The organism is Amycolatopsis sp. cmx-11-12 (genome assembly GCF_046269425.1).
Taxonomy (GTDB): domain Bacteria; phylum Actinomycetota; class Actinomycetes; order Mycobacteriales; family Pseudonocardiaceae; genus Amycolatopsis.
In genome coordinates this window covers 236,411-261,477 of the sequence record NZ_JADNQM010000003.1, presented here as the reverse complement: position 1 = coordinate 261,477, position 25,067 = coordinate 236,411, and the positions used below count along the sequence as shown (strand labels likewise).

Here is a 25,067-nt window from a genome sequence, read left to right as displayed (position 1 = left end):
TCCGCACGTCATCCCGCTCAGACGCCCCACGGGAAGCGAGCCGATCTTGTCAGGCACCCACTCGATAGGACTCATTTCGGACAAGAAGAAACAGTGTCGCTTGCGCGGCCTCCGGAACGACGGCTAGACCACTCCGAATGACGCTTTTCTCCGGCACTGGGGTCCGGGTGATCGGACTCATCTCCGGCACATCGATCGACGGGATCGACGTGGCGGCCGCCGAACTGCGCGCCGACGGGGACACCGTGGTGCTCTCCCCGCTCGGCCGGCTCGAAGTCCCTTATCCCGAAACGCTCCGCGAGGCCTTGCTCGACGCCCTCCCGCCGAATCCCTGTAGCGCCGAACAGCTCACGAAACTCGACACCCTGGTGGGCCAGGCCTTCGGCGAGGCAGCCGCGCGCGGCATCGAGGAACTGGCCGGTGGCGAGGCCGACGTCGTCGCCTCACTCGGCCAGACGGTGTTCCACTGGGTCGAGGACGGCGCCGTACGCGGCACGCTGCAACTGGGGAATCCGGCGTGGATCGCCGAGCGCACCGGATTGCCGGTGGTGGCCGATCTGCGCGTGCGCGACGTCGCCGCCGGCGGCCACGGCGCGCCGCTCGCCAGCACACTGGACGCGTTGTGGCTCCGGGAAATGGCGGCCTCCGGACCGGTCGCGGCACTGAACATCGGTGGCATCGCGAACATCACCGTGGTCCCCGCGGACGGCGCCGACAGCGCTGTCCTCGCCTACGACACCGGGCCCGGCAACGCCCTGATGGACATCGCCGCGCACCGCGTCACCGGACACCGTGCCGACATCGACGGCGCGCTCGCCCTCCGCGGCCAGGTCCGGCCCGATCTGCTGGCGAAACTCCTGCTCGACCCGTACTACGCGGCCGCGCCGCCGAAGTCGACCGGCAAGGAACTGTTCCACGGCGCGTACCTCGACACCGCGCTCGACGGGCTCCCGCCGGTCGGCGCGGAAGACCTACTGGCGACGTTGACCGAACTGACCGCGGTGACGATCGCCGCGGAATGCCGTCGCCACGCCATCACGACACTGATCGTCTCCGGCGGCGGCGCCGACAACCCGGCGCTGATGGCCACGCTCGCCAAGAACCTGCCGGGTACGGCGCTGAAGACCAGCGACGACCACGGGCTGCCGCGCGCGGGCAAAGAGGCATACCTGACCATTCTCCTGGGCTGGCTGACCTGGTCCGGCGTCCCGGGGAACCTCCCGTCGGCGACCGGCGCCCGTGGCGACCGGCTGCTCGGCAGCATCACCCCGGGCGCGGGTCCCCTGCGGCTGCCCGCCCCTCTTACCTCAACCGTGACCCGGCTACGGGTAGCGGCGACGACCGGCGAGCGATAGGAGATACGGATGCGCGCACTTGACCTCGCGATCATCGGGCTTTTTCTGGTCGGCATGCCCCTGCTGGGCGTCTGGATCGGCGGCAAACAGAAATCCGGCTCCGACTACTTCGTCGGCGAAGGCAAGATCTCCTGGTGGGTGGCCTGCCTCTCGGTGGTCTCCGCGGAGACGTCCACCCTCACCGTGCTCTCCGTGCCGACGGTGGCCTACATCGCCGCCCCCGGCGACGGCGGGATGACGTACCTGGCCTTGGCGATCGGTTACATCGCGGGCCGGATCGTGGTGTCGATGGTGCTGTTGCCGCGCTACGTGGCTGGCAACCTGGTCACCGCGTACGCCTTCCTGGGCAAACGGTTCGGCAGCGGGCTGCAAGGCACCGCGTCGGTGACGTTCCTGCTCACCCGCACACTGGCCGACGGCATCCGGCTGTTCGCCACCGCGATCCCGATCAAGGTGGTGATGGCGGCCTACGGTCTGAGCGTCTCGTACTGGACCATCGTGATCGGGCTCGGGATCGCCATGGTGCTCTACAGCTTCTTCGGCGGGGTGCGCGCGGTCGTCTGGGTCGACGCGATCCAGATGCTCTGGTACATCCTCGGCGCGATCGTGGTGATCTGGGCGATTTCCAGCAGGCTGCCCGACGGCTGGTTCGGCAAGGCCGTCGACGCCAACAAGTTCCAGATCTTCGACTTCTCCTCGAACATGCTCACCGGGCAGTTCGCGTTCTTTACCGCGGTGATCGGCGGCGCGGTGCTCTCGATGGCGTCGCACGGCTCGGACCAGCTGATCGTGCAGCGCCTCCAGTCCACCAACGACCTGCGTGCCGCGCGGAAGGCGTTGGTCGCCAGCGGTTTCGTGGTGTTCATCCAGTTCGCGCTGTTCCTGTTCATCGGCGTGCTGCTGTGGGCGCTGTACAACGGACTGAACCCGACCAAGCCGAAGCCGGAAGGCCTCGGGCTGGCCAACAAGGACGAGCTGTTCGCGAACTTCATCGTGAACGACCTGCCCAGTGGCCTGTCCGGGTTCGTGATCGCCGGAATCCTGGCCGCCGCACTGAGTTCGTCGCTCGGCGCGTTGGCCTCGTCCACGGTGACCGATGTCTACGAACGGGTGATCGGCAGGCAGTTGCCGGAAGCCGACCGGCTGAAGCACGGCCGGATCTGGACGATCATCTGGGCGGGTGCGCTGATCCTGTGCGCGGGCTTCTTCGCCTCCTCCAACAAGACCTCCGCCGACCCGATCGTGGTGCAGGCGCTCGGCATCACCGGCTACACCTACGGCGCGCTGCTCGGCGCGTTCCTGCTGGGCCTGTTGTTCAAGCGCGCCAGGCAGGCGGACGCGATCGTGGCGTTCGTCTCGACGGTGGTCGTGATGGCGTTCATCATCCTCGGCGTCAAGTTCAACAAACCGGACGGCAGCCTGATCGGGGTCGACTTCAGCAAGGCGTCGGGGAACACGGTGGCGCTGGCCTGGCCCTGGTACACGCTGTGCGGCGTGGTGATCACGCTCGTGGTGGGCGGCTTGCTGTCGCTGCGGCACGGGAGTGTGGACCCGCTGGCGGAGCCGGACGTGAAGGAGTCGACGCCGGTTTAGCCCCCTCCGAGACGACATGAAAGGCCCCTTCATTGCAAATTTTGCAATGAAGGGGCCTTTCATTGCACGCGCTAAGCGGAAACCGGATCCTCTTCGGCTGTCCGCAGCCGCTGGGAAATCACCTTCGTGATGCCGTCGCCCTGCATGGAAACGCCGTACAGGGCGTCGGCGATCTCCATGGTCGGCTTCTGGTGGGTGATGATGATCAGCTGCGAAGAATCGCGCAGCTGCTCCAGCAGCCCGATCAGCCGTCGCATGTTGGTGTCGTCGAGCGCGGCCTCGACCTCGTCCATCACGTAGAAGGGCGAAGGCCGGGCGCGGAAGATCGCCACCAGCATGCCGACTGCGACGAGGGACTTCTCGCCACCGGAAAGCAGCGAGAGCCGCTTGACCTTCTTGCCCGGCGGGCGCGCTTCGACGTCGACACCGGTGGAGAGCAGGTCGTTGGGCTGCGTGAGCACCATGCGCCCCTCACCGCCCGGGAACAGCACGCTGAACACGGTCTCGAACTCGCGCGCGACGTCCTCGTACGCCGACTCGAAGACCTCGAGGATCTTTTCGTCGACCTGCTTGATGACGGCTTCGAGGTCCTTGCGGGTGTCCTTGAGGTCTTCGAGCTGGGTCGAGAGGAACTTGTAGCGCTCCTCCAGCGCCGCGAACTCCTCCAGCGCCAGCGGGTTGACCTTGCCCAGCAGGCTCAAGTCCTTCTCCGCGCGCTTCGCCCGGCGAGCCTGGGTGTCGCGGTCGAACGGCATGGGCGGCGGCGGGGTGACGTCTTCGCCGCGTTCCTTGGCCGCCTCGTACTCGGCCATCTCCCCCGCGCTCGGCGGCACGGGGACGTCCGGGCCGTACTCGGAGACGAGATCCTCGAGGCCGATGCCGAAGTCCTCGGCGATCTTGGTTTCGAGCTGTTCCAGCCGGAGCCGCTGCTCGGCACGCAGGACTTCGTCGCGGTGGACGGCGTCGGTGAGCTTCTCCAGTTCGCCGGTCAGCTCGCGGACCTTGCTGCGGACCTGGGTCAGCGCGGTCTCCCGCGACTGCCGCTGCGCCTGCGCCTCGTCCCGTTCGTGGGCGGCGCGCTGCACGGAGATCTCGATGCGCTCCAGCGCGATCTCGCCGCCGTTGACCACCGCGTTGGCGATCTCGGCGCCGCGTTTCCGCGCGGTCCTCGCCTTTTCGGCGCGTTCGCGGGCCTGCCGCTCGGCGTACGCGGCACGGCGGAGCGATTCGGATTTGCCCTGGATGCTCCGCGCCCGCTCCTCGGCGGTGCGCAGCGCGAGCCGCGACTCCATCTCCTCCTGGCGGACGGTGCCGAGGTCTTCGGCGGCCTGGTCGCGTTCGGCGGTGTCCGGATCCTCGTCCATCTCTTGGTCGGCGACCGCGGACAGCCGCTCTTCGAGTTCGGCGAGCTGCTGCAGCGCCTGTTCGCGGCTCTGCTCGACCTTGGCGCGCTGGTTGCTCAGCCGCTCCATCTCGGCCTGCGCGGCGCGCGCGGCCTGCTGCATGCGGTTCAGCCGCTCGGACGAGCGGGCCTTGCGGACCTTCGCGTCTCCGAGCGCGTCCTTGGCCCTGCCGACCTCTTCGCGCCGGGCCTGCTGTCCGGCGCGGGCGCCTTCGAGTTCCGCGGCGGCGCGTTCCAGCGCGCGCTCGGCGGCGTTCAGCCGGTCACCCGCCTCGTCGACGGCGGCCTGCACCTCGATGACGCTCTCGCTGCGGGCCGAACCACCGACCGCCCAGCGGGCACCGAAGACGTCACCTTCGGGCGTGACCGTGCTGACCTCTGGATACACCTCGACCAGACGGCGCGCGGACTCCAGACCGTCCACAATGGCCACCCGGTCGAGCGCGTGCTCGACGGCGGACCGGAGCGCGGACGGCGCCGAAACCACTTCGCGTGCCCAGCGCGCGCCCTGGGGCAGCGACGGCCAGGCGCTGGTGTCCACAGTGGACTCCAGTCCGCCGAGCAGGATGCCCGCGCGACCGGAGTCGTTGTCCTTCAAGAACTTCAGCGCGGCGAGCGCGTCGGCGCCGCCGTTGACCGCGACCGCGTCGGCGACCGGGCCGAGTGCCGCGGCCAGTGCCACCTCGTGGCCGGCCTCGACGGTGAGCAGCGCGGCCACCGAACCGAGCAGACCCGGCAGCTCGTGCTGCGCGCCGAGCAGCGCACCGGCGCCGTCCTTGCGGCGCAAGCCCATCGACAGCGCCTCGACGCGCGCCTTCTCCGACGCGATCTCGCGTTCGACGGTCCGCTCGACCTTGACCAGTTCCTCGACCCGCGCCTTGGCGGCGTTGTTGGCCTCCACCGCGCGGTCGTGGTGGGCTTGCAGGTCGAAGTCGTCGGATTCCTCGACGCCGCCCTCAGCCTTGGCTTCTTCGAGTTCCTCGACGGCGATCTCCGCTCGCTCGGCGGCCTCTTCGAGCGACACGGTGAGCCTGTCGATCTCGTCGGAGGTGGCGCCGTTCTTGCTGCGCAGCGCCTCGACCTGCCCGGCGAGCTTCGCCAGGCCTTCCCGCCGGTCGGCGATCGCGCGGACGGCGGCCATATGCGCGCGCTCGGCGGCCTGCACGAGATGTTCGAGCTGCTCGCGCCGCTGGACGGTCTCCGAAAGCACCATCCGCGCCTCGGCGACGGCCTCGTTGAGCTCCTGCTCCCGCTCGGCGACCTGCTCGGCCTCGGCCTCCAGCTCGTCGGGATCGCGGCCGTTGCCCACGTGCTGCACGTCGGACGACAGGTGCCGCTGGCGCTCCAGCGCGAGGCGCACGGTGCCGCGCAACCGCTCCGTCAGCGCGGAAAGCTTGTACCAAGTCTCCTGGGCGGCGGCCAGCCGCGGCGCGTCCTCGGCGAGCGAAGCCTCGAGTTCGGTCTCCTCGGCGGCGACGATCTCCAGCGCCTGCTCGACCTCGGTACGGCGCTGACGGGCGATGCGCTCGTCCGCCTCTTCCTTGGCGATGCCCGAGCGCTGCGTGACCAGGTCGTGGGCGAACAGCCGCAGCCGGGCGTCCCGCAGTTCGGACTGCACCCACTGCGCCTTGCGGGCGATCTCGGCCTGCTTGCCCAGCGGTTTGAGCTGGCGGCGGAGCTCGGTGGTGAGGTCGCCGAGGCGGTCGAGGTTGCCCTGCATGTTCGCGAGCTTGCGCAGGGTCTGTTCCTTGCGCTTGCGGTGCTTGAGGACACCCGCGGCCTCTTCGATGAAGGCGCGGCGCTCCTCGGGCTTGGATTCGAGGATCGCCGAAAGCTGGCCCTGCCCGACGATGACGTGCATCTCGCGGCCGATACCGGAGTCCGACAGCAGTTCCTGCACGTCCATCAGGCGGCAGCGGTCACCGTTGATCTCGTACTCGCTCGCGCCGTCGCGGAACATGCGACGGGTGATCGAGACCTCGGAGTACTCGATGGGCAGCGCGCCGTCGGCGTTGTCGATGGTGAGGGTGACCTCGGCGCGCCCGAGCGGGGCCCGGCCGGCGGTCCCGGCGAAGATGACGTCCTCCATCTTGCCGCCGCGCAGGTCCTTCGCGCCCTGGGTGCCCATGACCCAGCGGAGCGCGTCGAGGACGTTCGACTTGCCGGAGCCGTTCGGCCCGACCACGCAGGTGATGCCCGGCTCGAAACGCAACGTCGTCGCCGAGGCGAAGGACTTGAAGCCCTTGAGCGTCAGGCTCTTCAGGTGCACGTCGTGCTGACCCCTCTAGGCTGCGGGAACCGTTCGTTCAATCGGCCCAGGCTACCTGTGTGCTCACGGTGATCGTGGGACGCGGGGCCTCAGCGCTCCACGAACCCGCGAAGCCCGCCTTTCGCGGGCGACCAGCGCTCGACGACGTGATCCACACTTCCGGGTGATTCCCCGGACCGGAGGGCGGCCAAAAGCCGCTCACAGTGTTCACGATCACCCTCCGCTATCACCTCGACACGCCCGTCGGCCAGATTGGCCGCGCTGCCGACCATCCCCAGCTCAAGCGCCCTACTGCGGGTCCACCAGCGGAAACCGACACCCTGCACCCGGCCGTGTACCCACGCGGTCAGCCTGATGTGCGTTACTTCTTCACTCACGTTCCCTATCGTGCACCATGCGGATGAACGCGGAGGGTGAACACAACGTTCGCTGTAGTTCGCAGACGGTGAGGCGGCGGTGATAATCTCCGCGCCGGGTCCCCACTTTGGGCTACCTCGCCCGGGTAGCCGCACTCCCCGAAGTCCCCCATCCGAGGAGCCAGCACATGCCCCGTCCCGACGGGTCTGATTCGAGCGCACGCGTGTCCGTGGCACCCCCGCGCGGTGCCACCGGCAAGCTCAACCGCGCCGGCTACGCCGTACTCGGCGTCAGCGGCCTCGTGGTGGCGACGGCCTTCGCCGCGATCGCCGAACTGGCGGGCCCTGGCGTCTCCGCCACCGCGGGCGGCACCGGCTTCCCCGGCGGACAGGGCACCTCACCCGCCGGCGTCCAGCTGGTCCCGGGCAACGCCGTCCCCGGCGGCCCGATGACCGTCAGCGGCTCGCCGATCCCCGGCGCGTCCTCCAGCTCCACGGCGCCGCCGACCACGGTGACCTCGGTCGGCGCGGACGGCAAGGAGACGACGAGCGTCATCGCGCCGCCACCCCCGGCGCCGAACCCGAACCCGAACCCGAACCCCGGCCCGGGTCCTGGCCCGGGGCCGAACCCGGATCCTTCGCCGACGAAGCTGCCGCCGACCTCGACGAAGCCGACCACCACTCCGCCGACGACGACCCCGCCGTCCGAGACGCCGACCACTCCCGCCAGCTCGACGCCGGGTGGCGGCTCCAGCAGCAGCGGCGCCCCGAGTGAGTCGACTCCGGGCCGGTCCAGCACCTCCGGCGCCTCCGGCACGACCACGAGCGGCGCTCAGTAAGTTTTCGGGGTCGTGCCGGTCGCCATTAGTCACCTACTTGCGGCGTTGCCGGTTGGGCGAAGGAACTTGGCTTTCACTCGCGCGGTGGCCTCCCCAGCACGCTATGAACGGCCCGTTACTTGCAAATTTTGCAAGTAACGGGCCGTTCATAGCATCCGCAGCTGCTCCAAGAGGCTCACATTTCGAAGCGGTATCCCATCCCCGGTTCCGTCAGCAGGTGCCGCGGCCGCGAAGGTTCCGGTTCCAGTTTCCGCCGCAGTTGCGCCAGGTACACCCGCAGATAGTGCGACTCGGTCTCGTAGCTCGGACCCCACACCTCGTGCAGCAGCTGTTTCTGCGCCACCAGACGGCCGCGGTTGCGCACCAGCAGTTCCAGCACACCCCATTCGGTCTTGGTGAGGTGCACTTCCTTGCCGTCGCGGCGCACCTTCTTGGCCGCCAGGTCGATGCAGAACGATCCCGTGTCCACCACCGCGTCCACACCGTCCACACTGGACGCCGCCGAACGCCGCACGGCGGCACGGAGCCGCGCCAGCAGTTCGTCCATGCCGAAGGGTTTGGTGACGTAGTCGTCGGCGCCGGCGTCGAGCGCCTGCACCTTGTCGGCGGAGTCGCCGCGCGCGGACAGCACGATGATCGGCACGGTCGTCCAGCCGCGGAGCCCGGCGATCACCTCGGTGCCGTCGAGATCGGGCAGGCCGAGGTCGAGGACGACGACGTCGGGTTTGGTTTCGGCGACGGCCTTCAGCGCGGCCGTCCCGTCGTGCGCGGTGATCACCTTGTAGCCGCGGGCGGAAAGGTTGATCCGCAGGGCTCGCACGATCTGCGGTTCGTCGTCGACGACCAACACGGTCGCCGACGCGGTTTCGGCGCTCATCGCACTCGCTCCTCCTCTTCGTTTTCAAGGCCCTCGTCGTCGAAAGCGAGGAGGTTCTTTTCCGGATCCTGACCACCATAGGCTGGCAGCGAGATGACGACGGTGAGTCCGCCGCCTGGCGTGTCCTCCGCCCGGATCCGCCCGCCCATCGCCTCGGTGAACCCCTTGGCGACCGACAGCCCCAGTCCCACGCCCGGCACGCTGTCCCGGTCTCCCCCGAGCCGCTGGAACGGCGCGAAAGCCGAGTCCGCGGTGCCTTTCTTCAGCCCTCGCCCGTGGTCGACGATGCGGAGTTCGACGTGATCCGAATGCGTGCTGGCGCGGGCGGAGACCGGCTCGCCGGACACCCCGTGCCGCAGCGCGTTGTCGATCACGTTCGCCACGACCCGTTCCAGCAGGCCGGGATCCGCGCATACCGACGGCAGCCGCGAGTCGATCGCGACCACGACCGAATCCGAGTTGTCCACATTGGACAACGCGTGCGAGACGACCTCGTCGTAGCCGACAGGGCGCAGATGCGGGCGGACAGCGCCGGTCGCCAGGCGGGAGGAGTCGAGCAGGTTGTCGATCAGTCCCGCGAGCCGGTCGGCCGACTCCTCGATCGCCTCCAGCAGCTCGTCCGTGTCCTCATCGGACAGTGAGATGTCGGTCGCGCGCAGGCTGCCGATGGCGGCCTTGATGGACGTCAGCGGCGTGCGGAGGTCGTGTCCGACGGCCGACAGCAACGCGGTGCGCAGTTCGGTCGCCTCGGCCTTGCGTTCGGCACGGACGGCCGCCTTCGCCGTCCGCTGCTGCCGCAGCGACAGCAGCGCCTGCCCAGCGACCGCTTCCAGCACTCCCCGGTCCGACGCGGGCAGCGCGCGGCCCCGCAGCGTCAGGTGGACGTCGGCGGTGACCGCGATGTCGGCGTCGGCCTGATCCGGATCGGCACAGGGATCCGAACCGGCGTTCGCCACGCGCTTCCACTTCCCGTCCCGCTTTTCCAGCAGGGTCACCGAAGTCATCCCGAAGTTCTCGCGGACCTTCTCCAGCAGCCGCTCGATCGGGTTGGTATGCGTGAGGACCGTCCGCGCGTAGGAGGCGAGCAGTGCCGCCTCGGTCCGCGCCCGCGCGGCCTGCGTCGCCCGCCGCGCGGCGGTGTCGACGACCGCCGCGACGAGGATCGCCACCAGCACCATCGCGACCAAGGTGATCACGTTGCGCGGCTCGTGGACGGTCAGGTTGTACAGCGGCGGCGTGAAGAAGAAGTTCAGCAACCCCGCCGAGAGCACGGCCGCGAGCAGCGCCGGCCCGAGCCCGCCCACGAGCGCGACCAGCACCGTCGCGAGCACGTAGTCGACCACGTCGGTGGAGAAGTCCAGCTGATCCCGCAGCAGGACGCCGAGCAGCGTCGCCAACGCGGGCAGCACCAGCGAGAGCGACCAGCCGATCAGCCGCCGCGACGGCGTCAGCGGGCTCCGGTTGAACCGGGCACGGAGGCGTCCGCCCGCTTCGTCGTGCGTGACCATGTGGACGTCGATCGGGCCGGACCGCTGGACCACGGCCGCGCCGATGCCCTCGTCGAACAGCCGCGCCACCCGCGAACGCCGCGAGGTGCCGACGACCAGCTGGGTCGCGTTCACCCCGCGCGCGAAGTCGAGCAGCGCGTTCGGCACGTCGTCGCCGACGACGGTGTGGAAGGTCGCGCCGACCTCTTCGGTCAGCTTCCGGTACTTGCCGACCGCCGTCGGTCCCATTCCGGCCAGCCCGTCCCCGCGCAGGATGTGCAGCACCAGCAGTTCGGCGCCCGCGCGGTTCGCGATCCGGCGCGCCCGGCGGATCAGCGTCTCGCTCTCCGGCCCGCCGGTGATGGACACGACCACCCGTTCGCGTGTTTCCCACGTGTCGGTGATCTTCTGCTCGGCCCGATACCGCTGCAAGGCGACGTCGACCTGGTCGGCGACCCACAGCAGCGCGAGTTCCCGCAGCGCGGTGAGGTTGCCCGGCCGGAAGTAGTTCCCCAGCGCCGCGTCGATCCGCTCGGCCGGGTAGACGTTGCCGTGCGCCAGTCGCCGCCGCAGTGCCTCCGGCGTGATGTCGACCAGCTCCAGCTGTTCGGCCCGGCGCACGACCTCGTCGGGCACCGTCTCCTGCTGGGTGACGCCGGTGATGCGCTCGACGACGTCGTTGAGGCTCTGCAGATGCTGCACGTTGACCGTGGAGAGGACGTCGATCCCGGCGGCGAGCAGTTCGTCGATGTCCTGCCAGCGCTTCTCGTTGCGCGAACCCGGCACGTTGGTGTGCGCGAGTTCGTCCACGACGGCGACCTCGGGGGCGCGGGCCAGCAGCGCGTCGAGGTCCATCTCCTCGAATTCGCGGTCCCGGTGCTCGGACCGGCGGCGCGGGACGGTCTCCAGCCCCTCGACGAGTTCCGCGGTCTTCTTGCGGCCGTGCGTCTCGACCAGGCCGATGACCACGTCGGTGCCCCGGTCGAGGCGGCGGCGCGCCTCGCCGAGCATCGCGAAGGTCTTCCCCACCCCGGGGGCCGCGCCGAGGTAGATCCTCAGCTCACCCCGGCGCGGCTTGGTCGTGTTCTCGTCCACGAGTGTCAGTGTGCTCCTCCGGCCGCGTCGCGCACGGCCAAGTTGACCTTCAGCACATTGACGCCCGGCACACCGATCCCGGCGCCGCTCGTGTTCTCCGCTACGAGCTGCCGGACCTTCTCCACCGGCAGGCCGGTGTTCCTGGCCACACGAGCGGTCTGGAGGTCGGCGTAGGCGACGCTGATCGCCGGATCCATCCCCGATCCCGACGCCGTCACCGCGTCGGCGGGCACCTGAGACTCCTGGACGCCTTCGCGGGCGGCGATCAGTTTCTTGCGCTCGACGATGGCCGCGACCAGGTCTTCGTTGTACGGGCCCTTGTTCGACGGGCCGGACGACGACGGGTCGCCGGGGCCGAGCGCGTCCTTCGAACCCGCGGACGGGCGGTTGTGGAACCAGGGGTCCTTGGCCGGGTCGGCCGCGACCGGGTCGACGCCGATCAGGGACGAGCCGCTCGCCTGCCCGTCCTGGGTGACGATCGACCCTTCGGCGTTGCCTTCCAGCCCGGGAATCCTGGCCACGGCCCACACACCCAAGGGGTAGACGACTCCCAGCAGGACCGTGAAGACGAGCAGGACACGCAGCCCGGCGAGGGTCTGCTTCAACAATGCGTTCATGGGATTACCCGATTCCAGGGATGAGACGGACGAGCAGGTCGATCAGCCAGATCCCGAGGAACGGGCTGACGATGCCGCCGAGGCCGTATACCAGCAGGTTCCGGCGCAGCAGCGCCGAAGCCGAGGACGGCTTGTACCGGACGCCGCGCAGGGCGAGCGGGATCAGCCCGACGATGATCAGGGCGTTGAAGATGACCGCCGACAGGATCGCGGACTTCGGCGTCGCCAGGTTCATGATGTTGAGCGCGCCGAGCTGGGCGAAGATGCCGGTGAACATCGCGGGCAGGATGGCGAAGTACTTCGCGAGGTCGTTGGCGACGCTGAACGTGGTCAGCGCGCCGCGGGTGATCAGCAACTGCTTGCCGATCTCCACGATCTCGATCAGTTTCGTCGGGTCGGAGTCGAGGTCCACCATGTTCCCCGCCTCCTTGGCGGCGGAGGTCCCGGTGTTCATCGCGACGCCGACGTCGGACTGCGCCAGCGCGGGGGCGTCGTTGGTGCCGTCGCCGGTCATCGCGACCAGCCGCCCGCCCTCCTGCTCCTTCTTGATCAGCGCCATCTTGTCTTCGGGCTTGGCTTCGGCGAGGTAGTCGTCGACACCCGCGTCCCGCGCGATCGCCTTGGCCGTCAGCGGGTTGTCCCCGGTGATCATGACGGTCTTGATACCCATCGCGCGGAGCTGGACGAACCGCTCCTTCATGCCGGGTTTGACCACATCGGACAGCCGGATCACGCCGCGCACGAAGGCTTTCGCGCCGTCGTACTCCGCGACCACCAGCGGGGTCCCGCCCTGCTGGCTGATCTCGTCGACGACGCGTTCGGTCTCGTCCGGCATGTCGCCGCCGCGTTCGCGGACCCACGCCCGCACCGAACCGGCCGCGCCTTTACGGACCTGGCGCTCGCCGACGTCGATGCCGCTCATCCGCGTCTGCGCGGTGAATTCGACGAAGTCAGCGCGCTTTTCGTCGTCGGACGCCGTCTCCGCGAGGCTGTGCTCACGGGCGACGAGTTCGACGATGCTGCGGCCTTCCGGTGTGCCGTCGGCGAGGCTGGACAGCCGTGCCGCCTTGGCGATGTCGTCCATAGTGGACGTTCCGACCGGGATCAGCTCGGTGGCCTTGCGGTTGCCGAAGGTGATCGTGCCCGTCTTGTCCAACAGCAAGGTCGAGACGTCGCCCGCGGCTTCCACCGCGCGACCGCTCGTCGCGAGCACGTTGCGCTGCACCAGCCGGTCCATGCCCGCGATACCGATCGCGGACAGCAGCGCGCCGATCGTCGTCGGGATCAGGCAGACCAGCAACGCGGTCAGCACGATCACCGACTGCTGGCTGCCGGAGTAACCGGCCATCGGCTGCAGCGCCACGACGGCGAGCATGAAGATGATCGTCAGCGTCGAGAGCAGGATGGTCAGCGCGATCTCGTTCGGCGTCTTCTGCCGGGAAGCGCCCTCCACCAAGGCGATCATCCGGTCCACAAAGGACTCGCCGGGTTTGGTGGTGATCTTCACGACGACCCGGTCCGAAAGCACCGTCGTCCCGCCGGTGACCGCGCACCGGTCGCCGCCCGATTCGCGGATGACCGGGGCCGACTCGCCGGTGATGGCCGATTCGTCGACGGTCGCGATGCCCTCGACGACGTCGCCGTCACCGGGGATGACCTGTCCGGCCTCGACGACCACGAGGTCACCGACGCGCAGGTCGACACCCGGCACGTTCTCCTCGTCGCCGTCCTCGGTGAGGCGGCGCGCGATGGTCTCTTTCTTGCTGCGGCGCAGGGTTTCCGCCTGCGCCTTGCCCCGGCCCTCCGCGACGGCCTCGGCGAGGTTCGCGAACAGGACCGTGAACCACAGCCAGATCGCGATGAGGATGGTGAACACGCTCGGGTCGGTGACGGCGAAGACCGTCGTCAGCGCCGAGCCCACCCACACCACGAACATGACCGGATTGGCCAGCTGGTGCTTGGGGTTCAGCTTGCGCAGCGCCTCCGGAAGGGAGGTCAGCAGCTGACGCGGGCTGAAGATGCCCGCGCCGACGCGGCCGGTGTTCTCCACGTGGTGCTGGGATATCTCTTCGGGGGTGCGTTCCTGTGTGACGGTCATGCGAGTGCCTCTGCGATGGGCCCGAGCGCGAGCGCCGGGATGAAGGTGAGGGCCGCGACGAGCACGATCGTGCCCGCGAGCATCGTGCCGAAAAGCGGTCCGGTGGTGGGCAGCGTGCCGGCGGTCTCCGGGACCTTCCGTTGCGAGGCAAGGGATCCGGCCAGGCACAGGACGGCGATGATCGGGATGAACCTGCCGAGCAGCATCGCCACCGACAACGAAGACTGGAACCAGTCGTTCGTCACGGTCAGGCCGCCGAACGCGCTGCCGTTGTTGTTGCCCGCCGACGCGTAGGCGTAGAGGACCTCGGAAAGGCCGTGCGCGCCCGAGTTGGTCATGGCGGCCGGGGTGTCGGCCAGCATGAGCGCGATGCCGGACCCGAGCAGCACCACCGTCGGCATCGCGAGCATGGAGATCGCCGCGCAGGTGACCTCGCGTTTGCCGAGCTTCTTCCCCAGGTATTCGGGTGTCCGGCCGACCATCAGCCCGGCGAGGAACATCGCGATCACGGCCATCACCAGGATGCCGTAGAGACCGGTGCCCACCCCGCCCGGCGAGATCTCGCCCAGCAGCATGTTGAGCAGCGCGCCACCGCCGCCGAGTCCGCTGTAACTGTCGTGCGCGCCGTTGACGGCGCCTGTCGACGTGCCGGTGGTGGCGTTGGCGAACAGCGAACTCAGGCCGATACCGAAACGCTGTTCCTTGCCTTCCATATTCGCCCCGGCGGCCAGTGACGCGGGACCGCTCGCGTGAGCTTCGGACAGCCAGGTCACCGTGAGCATCGTGGTGAACAGCCCGGCCATCACCGAAAGCAGGACGTAACCCTGCCGCGTGTTGCCGACGAGTTTGCCGAACGTCCGCGTGAGCGAGACCGGGATGACCAGGATCAGGAAGATCTCGATCAGGTTGGTCCACGCGTTGGGGTTCTCGAACGGGTGGGCGGAGTTGGCGTTGAAGATGCCACCGCCGTTGGTGCCGAGTTCCTTGATCGCTTCCTGGCTCGCGGCGGGCGCGAGCGCGATCTTGCTGGTGCTGCCGTCCGGGTTGAGGACGTCCACGCCGCTCTTGAGGCTCTGGACGACACCGAGCGCGATCAGCACGATCGCGGCCACGAACGCGATCGGCAACAGGATCCGGACCGTGCCGCGGGTCAGGTCCACCCAGAAGTTGCCGAGACGGTCGGTCTTCGCGCGGACGAATCCGCGGACCACCGCGACGGCGACCGAAAGACCCACGGCCGCGGACAGGAAGTTCTGCACGGTCAGGCCGGCCATCTGCACGAAGTGACCCATGGTCGCTTCAGGGCTGTAGGACTGCCAGTTCGTGTTGGTCACGAAGCTGACGGCGGTGTTGAAGGCGACCGCCGGCGAGACCGGTTCCTTGCCGAGGCTCCACGGCAGGATTGCCTGGAGCCGCTGAAGCAGGTACAGGAAGACGACGGAGACGAACGAGAAGCCGATCACGGCGGACGCGTAGGTCTTCCAGTGCTGTTCCGATCCGGGGTTCACCCGGAACAGGCGGTACAGGCCGCGTTCGGCCTTGGTGTGCTTCTCCGAAGAGGAGACAGAGAAGACGCGCGCCATGTAGTCGCCGAGTGGCCGGTAGACCACCGCGAGCGCGACGAGGAGGAGGCCGGCCTGCAAGAGGCCGGCCATCGTGTCTGACATCAGAATTTCTCCGGCCTGACCAGTGCGATGAACAAATAGACGATCAGCCCCAGCGCCAGCAGTCCGCCGACGACGTTGGCCACGGCTCCCGTGCCGGTCACAGCTTCTCCAGACCACGAAGGGTCAGGGCGAGAACCACGAATACGCCGATCAGGAGCACGGCGTAGAGCAAGTCGGCCACTAGGCACCTCTCAGGACAGGTCACCCCATCGGTGACCAGGACTCCGCAACAGTGCGCCGCGTGGAGCCGTCCACGACCTCGGCCTGACGGCCTCTTGATGCCCCGATCGGGTGCCTTTACGACTTCTTGATGCCCGGTGACGTGTCCCACAGACGGTGACGCATGGCGGACGGAGCGTGCAATTCGGGCAGACAAGCCGGGCGAAGCGTGTTACACCAGTGTTACGGATAGTTGTATGTGCTAACTAATCACCGGGAGGTAGCGATGTGCGGAATCGCAGGGTGGGTCTCCTTCGACACGGATCTCACGCAACGCCGGGAGATCGTCGACGCGATGACCGAGACCATGGCGTGCCGCGGTCCTGACGACTCGGGCACCTGGGTCCGGCCCAAGGTGGCGCTGGGCCACCGTCGTCTCGCGATCATCGACCTGCCGGGCGGCAGGCAGCCGATGGCCGAGGCCGGGCTGGCGGCCATGGTCTACAGCGGTGAGGCGTACAACTTCACCGAGCTGCGCGCCGAACTTTCCCAGCGGGGCCACAAATTCGAGACCGACAGCGACACCGAGGTCGTGCTACACGGCTACCTGGAGTGGGGCGACGAGGTCGTCGACCACCTCAACGGGATGTACGCCTTCGCGATCTGGGACGAGCGCGACGAGAAGCTCGTGATGATCCGCGACCGCATGGGCATCAAGCCGTTCTACTACTACCCGACCCCGGACGGCGTCCTCTTCGGTTCCGAGCCGAAGGCGATCCTCGCGAATCCCTTGGCGCGCAAGGTGGTCGACACAGACGGCCTGCGCGAGCTGATGTCGATGACCAAGACCCCTGGCTGGTCGCTGTGGAAGGGCATGCACGAGGTCGGGCCGGGCACGATCGTCACCGTCGACCGTTCCGGGATCCGCACGCGGACGTACTGGAAGCTGGACGCGAAGCAGCACACGGACGACCAGGAGACGACGGTCGAGCGGGTCCGCGAGCTGATGACCGACATCGTGCACCGTCAGCTGATCGCCGACGTGCCCCGCTGCGTCCTGCTGTCCGGTGGGCTCGATTCCAGCGCCGTCACCGGTCTCGCCGCGGCGCGGCTGGCCGAACAGGGCGAGCGGCTGCGCACGTTCTCGGTCGATTTCCTCGGCCAGGAAGAGAACTTCACACCGGATGAGGTGCGGGACACCCCGGACTCGCCGTTCATCCGCGACGTCGCGGACCTGGTCGGTTCCGAGCACAAGGACGTCATGCTCAACCCGGCCGAGCTCAGCGACCCGGAGGTGCGCCGCAAGGTGCTGACCGCGCGGGACATCCCGGCCGGGCTCGGCGACATGGACACCTCGCTGTACCTGCTGTTCAAGGCGATCCGCGCGGAATCCACGGTCGCGTTGTCCGGCGAGTCGGCCGACGAGGTGTTCGGTGGATACCGCTGGTTCCACGACGAAGACGCGGTGAACTCGGGGACCTTCCCCTGGCTCGCGTTCCGCACGGGGCTGACGAGTGAACGGGGCGCCCTGCTGCGCGAGGACGTCCGGACCAAGCTGGACCTGCCCGGCTACATCGCCGACCAGTACAGCACCGCCGTCGCCCAGGTCGAGTACCTCGACGGCGAGAGCGAGCGGGAACGGAAGATGCGGACCGTCTGCAACCTCCACCTGAGCCGCTTCGTGCGGACGCTGCTGGACCGCAAGGACCGGGCGTCGATGGCCGTCGGGCTCGAGGTGCGGGTGCCGTTCTGCGATCACCGTCTCGTCGAGTACGTCTACAACACGCCGTGGTCGCTGAAGACGTTCGACGGCAGGGAAAAGAGCCTGCTGCGGCACGCCACGAAGCATGTCCTGCCCGCGTCGGTGCGTGACCGGGTCAAGAGCCCGTATCCGTCCACTCAGGACCCCGGCTACGCGGCTGCGTTGCAGCAGCAGGCCAAGGAGGCCCTGAGCGAACGGGACAACCCGGTGTTCTCACTCGTGGACCGTGACTGGCTGCACCGGGCGTCCGAAGTGGACCCGGCGACGATGCCCTCGGCCCAGCGCACCGGGATCGACCGGGCGCTGGACCTCTATCACTGGTTCGACCTGTACCAGCCCGAACTGCAGCTCGACTGAGGTCTTCAGTCCGCCGTCGTCTCAGCGACGGCGGCGGACCGTTCCCCCTACCGCGATACCCCCGAGTACCGCGGTCGCGGCGAGCAGGATGCCCGCCTCGGTCCACTGGAACCGCCAGAACCGGCCGGTGGGCTGGTAGACGGTGAAGTCCTGATAGCCCGCCGCCTGCGCGCACGCGCTCTTCCCCAGCCCCAGCGGGCAACCGGGGACCTCGTCCAGCGAACTCATCTCACGCCCGTCCGGCGCGACCCTGCCCGTCTTGACGATCAGAGCACCCTTCGCGGCCGGATCCGGGCCGGTCGTGCGCACCGGCTCGGCGTAATGCGGCCTCAGGAACAGCAGGACGATCGAAGCCGCGACGAACACCGCGACCGTGATCGCGATGGCGGGCAAGGTCTTGCGCACCAGCACCCCGGCCGCCGTACCGAGGGTGAAGGCGAACAGCCACCATGCGGCGGGCGCGACCCCGACCGCGCCGAAGTAGGACGTCTCGGTGAAGGTCTCCGCCTTGCCGGGGAACATTTCCAGCCAGCTGCCGAACATCCGCCCCGACGCGAGCCCGGCCAGCGTCGCGCACCCGGCGAGGACGCCGAATTTGACGGCCAGCCAGTGCCCGCGGCCGACCGACTGCGTCCACGCGAGCTGGTGGGTGTTGCGCTCGTACTCCCTGGCGAGCAGCGGCGCGCCCCAGAAGACGCCCGCCAGCAAGGGAACGAACGGCACCATCGCGATCAGCGGGTAGATCTCCTGGTAGAGGTCCTCCAATCCCGCGTCGTACTCGCGGCACGGGACGCCGCCTCCGTAACAGTACGAAGAGGTCTTGCCGTTCGCGGCGTCGATGGCGGCCTGCCCGGACAAGAACAGGACGCCGCCGAGCACGGCCAGGAACCCCAGGGTGACGAGCAGCTGGGTGCGGTGCTGCCGCCAGGTGAGCCAGAGCAAGAACGAGTCCTTTCTAGGAGCGGCGTCGGATGGCGAAGGTCGCAGCGGCGGCGAGCAGGATCGAGACACCCGCCAGGATCGCGGCTTCGGTCCACTGGAAACGCCAGTACCAGTCCGGCGGCAGGATCTTGAGCGCGGTGACCTCGCCCGCGGCGTCCGTGACCATTTCGAGGACCCGGCCCGCGGGTTCCGTGCCCAGGGGGACGAGTTTCGGCTCCGCGTAGAGGTCACGGAAATTGGCGATGCCGATCATCAGGCCGACGGTCACCGCGATGGTGACGGCGATGGCCGGGAGGGCCTTGCGGATGAGCGCGCCCGCGGCGGTGCCGAGGACGAATCCGAAAAGCCACCACGCGGCGGGTGCGACGCCGGTCATCGCGAACAGGACCGGGTTGTCGAAACGGCTGGTGAAGGCGGTGTCGCCGCGGTCGGTCGGGAAGACCTCCACCCAGCGCTGCATCATCGTGCCGAACGCGAGACCGCCCAGTGTGGCGAGGACGGCGAGGAACCCCAGCTTCACGCCGAGCCAGCGGAACCGCGAGATCGACTGGGTCCAGGCGAGTTTCGTGGTACCGCGCTCGTATTCCGCCGCGACCAGCGGCGCGCCCCAGAAGACGCCGATCGCCACCGGGACGACCTGGAGCCAGGAGAGGTAGGTGTACAGGTCTTGGAAGAGCTTCGCCGGGTCGGGACTCGTCGCAACGGCGTTTCCGTTGACCAGCAACAGGATCCCGACGGCGACGAGCAGCGCCGCCGTGATCAGCAGCTGCATGCGATGCTGACGGTAGGTGAGCCAGAGCATCGTTCCCCCTTACGCCGAAGCCAGTGTCGGACGCGGCAGACTCGCGGACTCGGGTCGCCGCAGGTAGGCGAGCACCAGTTCCTCCAGGTTCGCCGGCCGCTCTGTCCACTGTGGACTCAGAGGGACCGGTTCGGTGCGGGCGAAAACGGTCGCCTGTCTGCCCGCGCGAGCCTCGTCCACGACCGCGACACGCTTGGCCAGCGCGTCGGCCTCCTCCGCGGGTCCGGAAAGGGTCCGGTGCCCGGCGACGAGTTCGTCGATGTCGCCGCTGACCTGGACGCGGCCACCGTTGAGGACGATCAGCCAGTCGCAGGTGTTCTCCAGATCGGAGACGACGTGCGAGGAGAGCAGGACGGTCATGCCGGTTTCGGCGACCGCTTCCATCAGCCCGCGCATGACCTCGTGGCGGGCCAGCGGGTCGAGGTTCGCGAGCGGCTCGTCGAGTACCAGGAGTTCCGGACGTTTCGCGAGCGCGAGGGTGAGCGCGACCTGCGCGCGCTGCCCACCGGACAGCTTGCCGACCTTGTGTTTCAAGGGAAGCCCGAGCGAATCGATGCGGTTGAGCGCGAACTCGTCGTCCCAGCCGGGATTGAGGCGCCTGCCGAACTTGAGCATTTCGGCGATGCTGAAGCCGGGGTACAACGGCTTGTCCTGCGCCAGGAACGCGGTGGTTCCCGAAACCGAGACCGAGCCGAGGGTCGCGTCGAGCAGTCCGACGGCCAGGTGCAGGAAGGTCGTCTTGCCGGCGCCGTTCGGCCCGACCAGCGCGACGACGCGTCCTTTCGGGACGGACAGGGAGCAGTCGCGCAGCGCCCACTTGCGACGGTAACGCTTGCCGAGGCCGGTCGCCTCGATGACGGATTCATCGGTCATGCCGTCCGCTCCCCTCGAAAGCCATCGACCACCACCGAGGTGAACAACGCCTCGACGTCTTCCTGATCCAGCCCCGATTCCCGTGCGTCGCGGACCCAGACCCCCAGGCTCTTCCGCAACCGCGTGTGCTCCGCGAACGAAGCGCCTCCGAGCGTTTTCTGTACGAAGGTGCCGAGGCCCGGCTTCCCTTCGACAAGCCCTTCGCGCTCCAGCTCGCGATAGGCCTTGAGGACGGTGTTGGGGTTGATCGCCAGCTCGGCGACCACCTCCTTCGCCGTCGGCAGCCGGTCCCCCGGCTCCAGCAATCCCAGCCGGAGGGCGGTTTTGACCTGCTGGACGAGCTGGACGTACGTCGCGACGCCCGAGCCCTTGTCCAGGTGGAAGGTGACCACTCGCAACACCCTTTCACTAATTAAGTAGTGAAATGGTGCATACAGGTAGGCGTGCTTGTCAAGGCGACGAACGCGATTAGTCCGCTAAACGCGAGAGAACCCAGCCCCAGGCACGAAGAAGTGCCAGTTCGACGACACGGGGGGAAGACGTCGAACTGGCACTACCCCCAGCCCCCACCGCCGTCAGAAGGCGGTGTCTGTGCAAGGTGAAGGTGCCCACCGTCGTACCGGAACCGATTGGGGGGTCCTGCCCGTCTTGTTGGTTGGGCACGGTTCCGGCGACGGGTCCTCGGTGGACACCCCGCAAGGATCACGGCGTCCGGATGCAGGGCGCTTGCACTACGCTTGCAGCCTCTGACGACGTGGGCGGAGGTGGCCGGGTGGAGTTCCGCGTCCTCGGCGCCGTCGAGGCGTGGGCCGACGGCGGCCCGGTCGATCTCGGCTCGCCCAAACAACGGCTCGTACTGGCGGTTCTCCTGCTGGAAGCGGGCAAGCCGGTGCCGCGTGACCGGATCATCGACCTGCTCTGGCCCGAAGCGCCGCCCGCGAGTGCCCGGAACACCGTTCAAGCACTGGTGTCCCGGCTGCGGGCGGTGTTCCGGGGCGCGGGCGGCCCGGAGATCGTCTCCGAGGGGACCCGCTACCTGCTTAGGGTCGAGCCGCGTCAAGTCGACCTGCACCGCTTCACCGAGCTGACAACGCGAGCCCGCGAAGCCGACGACGAAACCGCCGTGGAACTCCTGGACGAGGCGCTCGGGTTGTGGCGCGGCGAGGCGCTGTCCGATGTCGTGACCGGCGAAGTCGCCCAGCGTCTCCGCGGCGGAATGAACGAGGCACGCTGGACGGCGCTGGAGGATCGCGCCGAGGCCCAGTTGCGGCTCGGTCGCGGCCGTCAGGTCATCGCGGAGCTGACCGAACTGGTCGCCGCGCATCCCCTGCGACAGCGGTTCGTCGGACAGCTCATGGTCGCGCTGCACCGCGAAGGCCGCACCGACGACGCTCTCGAGGCTTTCCGCGCCTTGAGGGACCGGCTCGGTACCGAACTGGGTCTCGATCCGTCCCCGGAGCTGCGACGGCTGGAATCCGCGATCCTCGCCGCCGATCCCGCCCTCGAACCCGCGACCAGGCCCGAGCCGGTCCGCCCGGCGCAGCTGCCGCACGACGTCCGAGGATTCGCCGGGCGGGCGGCCGAGCTGGAGCGGCTCGACGAGGCGACCCGTCACGCGGGCGAGGGCACCGACATCTGGGTGATCAGCGGGACCGCCGGCGTCGGCAAGACCGCGCTCGCGATCCGCTGGGCCCACCGTGTCCGCGACGCGTTCCCCGACGGCCAGCTCTACCTCGACCTGCGCGGCTTCGACCCGGATCACGAACCGCTCACCCCGGCGGTCGCGCTCACCCAGCTCCTCCAGGCGCTCGGCACCGCACCCAAGGCCATCCCGCCGGACACCGACACCCGTGCGGCGCTGCTCCGTTCCCTCCTCGCCGACAAACGGGTCCTCCTGGTCCTCGACAACGTGCGCGACACCGGCCAGGTGCTGCCGCTGCTGCCGCCGTCGGGCACCGCCCTGGTCACCAGCCGCCAGCGGCTCGGTGACCTCATCGCCCGCACCGGCGCCCGCGCGCTCCCGCTGTCCGTCCTCCCCGCCGAAGACGCGCGGCACCTGCTGGAAGCCGTGCTCGGCAGCGAGACCGTCGCCGCCGAGGCGGGCGCGGCGGCGGAGCTGGCCCGGCTGTGCGGGCATCTCCCGCTCGCCCTCCGGATCGCGGCGGCCAACCTCGGCGCGAGCGGCGAACCCGAGATCGCCGAACTCGCCCGCGAGCTGGCCGGTGGCGACCCGCTGGCGGAACTGACCGTCGACGGCGCCGAAGAAAGTGCCGTGACCACGGCGTTCGGCGTCTCCTACCGGGCACTTCCCGAAGAACACCGCCTGCTGTTCCGACGGCTCGCGCTGGTCCCCGGCCAGACGTTCACCGCCTCCGCCGCCCAGGCACTGACCGGTGCGACGCGGGGCAACCAGCTGCTCAAGGCGCTCGCCGCGGCCCATCTGATCGAGCGCTACACCCCGGGGCGCTACCGGTTCCACGACCTGCTCCGCAGTTTCGCGGCGGGCCGCACGCTTTCGGAGGACACGAAGTCCGAACGCGACACCGCGGAGAGGCGGCTCTTCGAGCACTACCTGACCACCTCCGACGCCGCGGGCCGTGTCCTCATCCCGCATTTCCTGCGCTTGCCGCGCGAAGAACCGGAAGACAAACCCTTCGCCGACACCGAAGAGGCGCTGGCCTGGCTGGACGCCGAGTGGCCGAACCTCGCCGCCGCGGTCGAGCACGGTGCCGAACACGGCCCACCCGAGTTCTCCTGGCACCTCGCCGACGCGCTCCGTGCTTTCTTCCACCAGCGCGGCCATCACGCGGAATGGATCGACACCGCGTCGACCGCGCTCAAGGCCGCCCGCCGCAGCGGCGCCGGACAGGCACAAGCGGCGATGCACTTGAGCATCGCGCTCGCCTGCGTCAACAGCGGCCGCTACGACGAAGCTCGCGAACACCTCACCAGTGCCTTGTGCGGAGAGCTCCTCGACGGCTGGGACGCCGGCCGCGCGGCCGTGCTCAACAACCTGAGCGCGGTGCACCAGCGCCTCGGCGACCCGCAGGAGGCGATCCGCTGTGGGCTGGAATCCCTGCGGTTGTGCGAAGAACTGCACATGCCCGCCATCTCGATGGCGCTGGCGAACCTGGGTTTCCCGTACTGGCAGACGGGTCAGCTCGACGAGGCGCTCGCCAACTTCACCCGCGCGCTCACCATCGCCGAACGGGACGGCGCCAAGTTCAGCGTCGCGGTGCTGCTGGTCGACCTCGGCAACGTGCACCGCGATCTCGGGCTGCTCGACGAAGCCTACGACTTCTACACCCGCGCGCTCGCGGCCAACCGCGAACTCGGCTACACCTACGGCGAGGCGACGGCCCTGTCCGGCAGGGCCGTACTCGAAAGCAGGCGCGACCCGGGCGAGCAGAACCGCGCGGACGCGCTCGAAGCCGTCGAACTCACCCGCAAGATCGGTGACCGGGGCACCGAGGCCTGGACCCTCGTCGGGCTCGGCGAGGTCTGCTTGCGGCTCGGCCTGCCCGAGGAAGCCGCCGAGCACCACCGGCTCGCGTTGTCGATCGCGCGGACGACCAGTTTCTTCTGGTGCGAGGCCGCCGCCCGAACCGGACTCGCGGAAACCCTGCTGGAACTGGGAAAACTCGCGGAAGCCCGGACGCACGGCGAGCTGGCACAGGAACTCGCCGCGAGCTCCGGTTACCGGCTCGTCGAGGAACGCGCGAAGCTGATCCTGGACGAGCTTTAGAGGCGTGTCTTGGTGTCGTACGACTTCACGCTGGCGGCGATCGCCGACGTGATCGCCGTCAGGACAGCGAGGAAGATCGTCAGTGCCATGGCGGTGCTGTCGCTGTCGTCGAAGCTGAAGAGCCACTTGACCTGAGCGCCGAAGGGCGTGCCCCACACGAGGGGCGCCCCCACGAAGACCGCCACCACGTAGAAGACGCAAAGCCCGAACAGAGTCCACGCGCCGGGAATCTTGCGGGCGAACGTGAATCCCGCCGCGACCACCAGCACTACGGCGGAGATGACGCCGGTGGCCATGTTCTGCACCGTGATGCCCGACCAGTTGCCGTTCGTCTCTGCGGCGACGACGACGTTGTAGAGCGTGAACCAGACGAGCACGCCGGCGGCGAGCAGCGCCAGGACACCGGCGATCACCGCCGCCACGGCGTTCGCCCTCGACCTTGGCCTGGACGTCGGCAGCACCGGCCCGCCACCCCACGGCGCGGGTCCGCCCGGCGGCTGCCCGTACTGAGGGAAACCGGGCTGCGGTGGATTGGGCTGCATCCGCACTCCTCGCGCGTCCGGCGGCATGAACCTGCCGCCCGTCATGGTTCAAGATCACCGTAGCGAAAGACACCCTCTGGTGTCCGGGCTTTGGCAGCAAGCTGCCTTCGCGGCGCTGCGCCCTGACTGGTGGGCGTACCTACCTCCAGTGTTCGGGTGGTGGATTCGCGTGACTGCCTAGTGGCCGTGTCGCGAAAGCCACTTTCGGGACATCAGGCGTCCCGAAAGTG

Annotated in this window: 18 protein-coding genes; 4 read left to right on the top strand and 14 right to left on the bottom strand. The window is 68.8% G+C overall.

Going from position 1 to position 25,067, the window contains the following annotated elements; genetic code table 11:
* The first annotated feature begins 137 nt into the window (after positions 1-137).
* Both ACLARN_RS05765 and ACLARN_RS05760 read left to right on the top strand, forming a co-directional pair.
* A complete protein-coding gene (locus ACLARN_RS05765; RefSeq protein WP_409490234.1) occupies positions 138-1,355 on the top strand; it encodes an anhydro-N-acetylmuramic acid kinase in 1,218 nt (405 codons plus the stop codon).
* 9 nt (positions 1,356-1,364) lie between these two features.
* Positions 1,365-2,948, top strand: a complete 1,584-nt coding sequence (locus ACLARN_RS05760; RefSeq protein ID WP_409490233.1) for a sodium:solute symporter — start codon at positions 1,365-1,367, stop codon at positions 2,946-2,948.
* Between the two features lie 71 nt (positions 2,949-3,019).
* Here ACLARN_RS05760 and smc read toward each other — a convergent pair whose 3' ends face one another.
* The 9 genes from smc to kdpF all read right to left on the bottom strand — a co-directional run bounded on the left by smc (position 3,020) and on the right by kdpF (position 15,756).
* Positions 3,020-6,619, bottom strand: coding sequence for a chromosome segregation protein SMC (gene smc / locus ACLARN_RS05755; protein WP_409490232.1), 3,600 nt, complete (start codon positions 6,617-6,619; stop codon positions 3,020-3,022).
* An 89-nt stretch (positions 6,620-6,708) separates the two neighbouring features.
* Complete coding sequence (locus ACLARN_RS05750; RefSeq protein ID WP_409490231.1) at positions 6,709-6,996, bottom strand: acylphosphatase; 288 nt, start codon at positions 6,994-6,996, stop codon at positions 6,709-6,711.
* 253 nt (positions 6,997-7,249) lie between these two features.
* Positions 7,250-7,792 (bottom strand): hypothetical protein, encoded by a 543-nt coding sequence (locus ACLARN_RS05745; protein WP_409490230.1) that lies wholly within the window; start codon positions 7,790-7,792, stop codon positions 7,250-7,252.
* A gap of 197 nt (positions 7,793-7,989) precedes the next feature.
* The gene (locus ACLARN_RS05740; RefSeq protein ID WP_409490229.1) at positions 7,990-8,691 is read right to left on the bottom strand and encodes a response regulator; all 702 of its coding nucleotides are present in this window, start codon (positions 8,689-8,691) and stop codon (positions 7,990-7,992) included.
* Entirely contained in the window at positions 8,688-11,273 is a 2,586-nt protein-coding gene (locus ACLARN_RS05735) for a DUF4118 domain-containing protein (RefSeq protein ID WP_409490228.1), read from the bottom strand. The genes ACLARN_RS05740 and ACLARN_RS05735 overlap by 4 nt, the downstream gene beginning before the upstream one ends.
* Before the next feature lie 5 nt (positions 11,274-11,278).
* Entirely contained in the window at positions 11,279-11,890 is a 612-nt protein-coding gene (locus ACLARN_RS05730) for a potassium-transporting ATPase subunit C (protein ID WP_409490227.1), read from the bottom strand.
* 4 nt (positions 11,891-11,894) lie between these two features.
* A complete protein-coding gene (gene kdpB, locus ACLARN_RS05725; protein ID WP_409490226.1) occupies positions 11,895-13,988 on the bottom strand; it encodes a potassium-transporting ATPase subunit KdpB in 2,094 nt (697 codons plus the stop codon).
* Positions 13,985-15,655 carry a potassium-transporting ATPase subunit KdpA gene (kdpA, locus tag ACLARN_RS05720; RefSeq protein ID WP_409490225.1) on the bottom strand — a complete coding sequence of 557 codons (1,671 nt, stop codon included), beginning with the start codon at positions 15,653-15,655 and terminating at the stop codon, positions 13,985-13,987. The genes kdpB and kdpA overlap by 4 nt, the downstream gene beginning before the upstream one ends.
* On the bottom strand, positions 15,655-15,756 hold the full coding sequence (gene kdpF, locus ACLARN_RS05715; RefSeq protein WP_007031325.1) for a K(+)-transporting ATPase subunit F: 102 nt from the start codon (positions 15,754-15,756) through the stop codon (positions 15,655-15,657). Before kdpF ends, kdpA begins: the two co-directional genes overlap by 1 nt.
* Before the next feature lie 344 nt (positions 15,757-16,100).
* On the opposite strand from kdpF, the gene asnB reads away from it, so the two are divergent.
* The gene (gene asnB / locus ACLARN_RS05710) at positions 16,101-17,933 is read left to right on the top strand and encodes an asparagine synthase (glutamine-hydrolyzing) (protein ID WP_409490224.1); all 1,833 of its coding nucleotides are present in this window, start codon (positions 16,101-16,103) and stop codon (positions 17,931-17,933) included.
* A 21-nt stretch (positions 17,934-17,954) separates the two neighbouring features.
* Here asnB and ACLARN_RS05705 read toward each other — a convergent pair whose 3' ends face one another.
* The 4 genes from ACLARN_RS05705 to ACLARN_RS05690 are packed head-to-tail and all read right to left on the bottom strand — an operon-like array spanning position 17,955 to position 20,942.
* Positions 17,955-18,875, bottom strand: coding sequence for an ABC transporter permease (locus tag ACLARN_RS05705; protein WP_409490223.1), 921 nt, complete (start codon positions 18,873-18,875; stop codon positions 17,955-17,957).
* A gap of 13 nt (positions 18,876-18,888) precedes the next feature.
* Positions 18,889-19,677, bottom strand: coding sequence for an ABC transporter permease (locus ACLARN_RS05700; RefSeq protein WP_409490222.1), 789 nt, complete (start codon positions 19,675-19,677; stop codon positions 18,889-18,891).
* A 9-nt stretch (positions 19,678-19,686) separates the two neighbouring features.
* Complete coding sequence (locus ACLARN_RS05695) at positions 19,687-20,550, bottom strand: ABC transporter ATP-binding protein (protein WP_409490221.1); 864 nt, start codon at positions 20,548-20,550, stop codon at positions 19,687-19,689.
* Complete coding sequence (locus ACLARN_RS05690; protein ID WP_409490220.1) at positions 20,547-20,942, bottom strand: GntR family transcriptional regulator; 396 nt, start codon at positions 20,940-20,942, stop codon at positions 20,547-20,549. The genes ACLARN_RS05695 and ACLARN_RS05690 overlap by 4 nt, the downstream gene beginning before the upstream one ends.
* 380 nt (positions 20,943-21,322) lie before the next feature.
* Between ACLARN_RS05690 and ACLARN_RS05685 the strand changes: the two genes are divergently transcribed.
* A complete protein-coding gene (locus tag ACLARN_RS05685) occupies positions 21,323-24,295 on the top strand; it encodes a BTAD domain-containing putative transcriptional regulator (protein WP_409490219.1) in 2,973 nt (990 codons plus the stop codon).
* On the opposite strand, the gene ACLARN_RS05680 is transcribed toward ACLARN_RS05685, so the two are convergent.
* The gene (locus ACLARN_RS05680) at positions 24,292-24,837 is read right to left on the bottom strand and encodes a hypothetical protein (protein WP_409490218.1); all 546 of its coding nucleotides are present in this window, start codon (positions 24,835-24,837) and stop codon (positions 24,292-24,294) included. The genes ACLARN_RS05685 and ACLARN_RS05680 overlap by 4 nt on opposite strands.
* Positions 24,838-25,067: the final 230 nt, after the last annotated feature.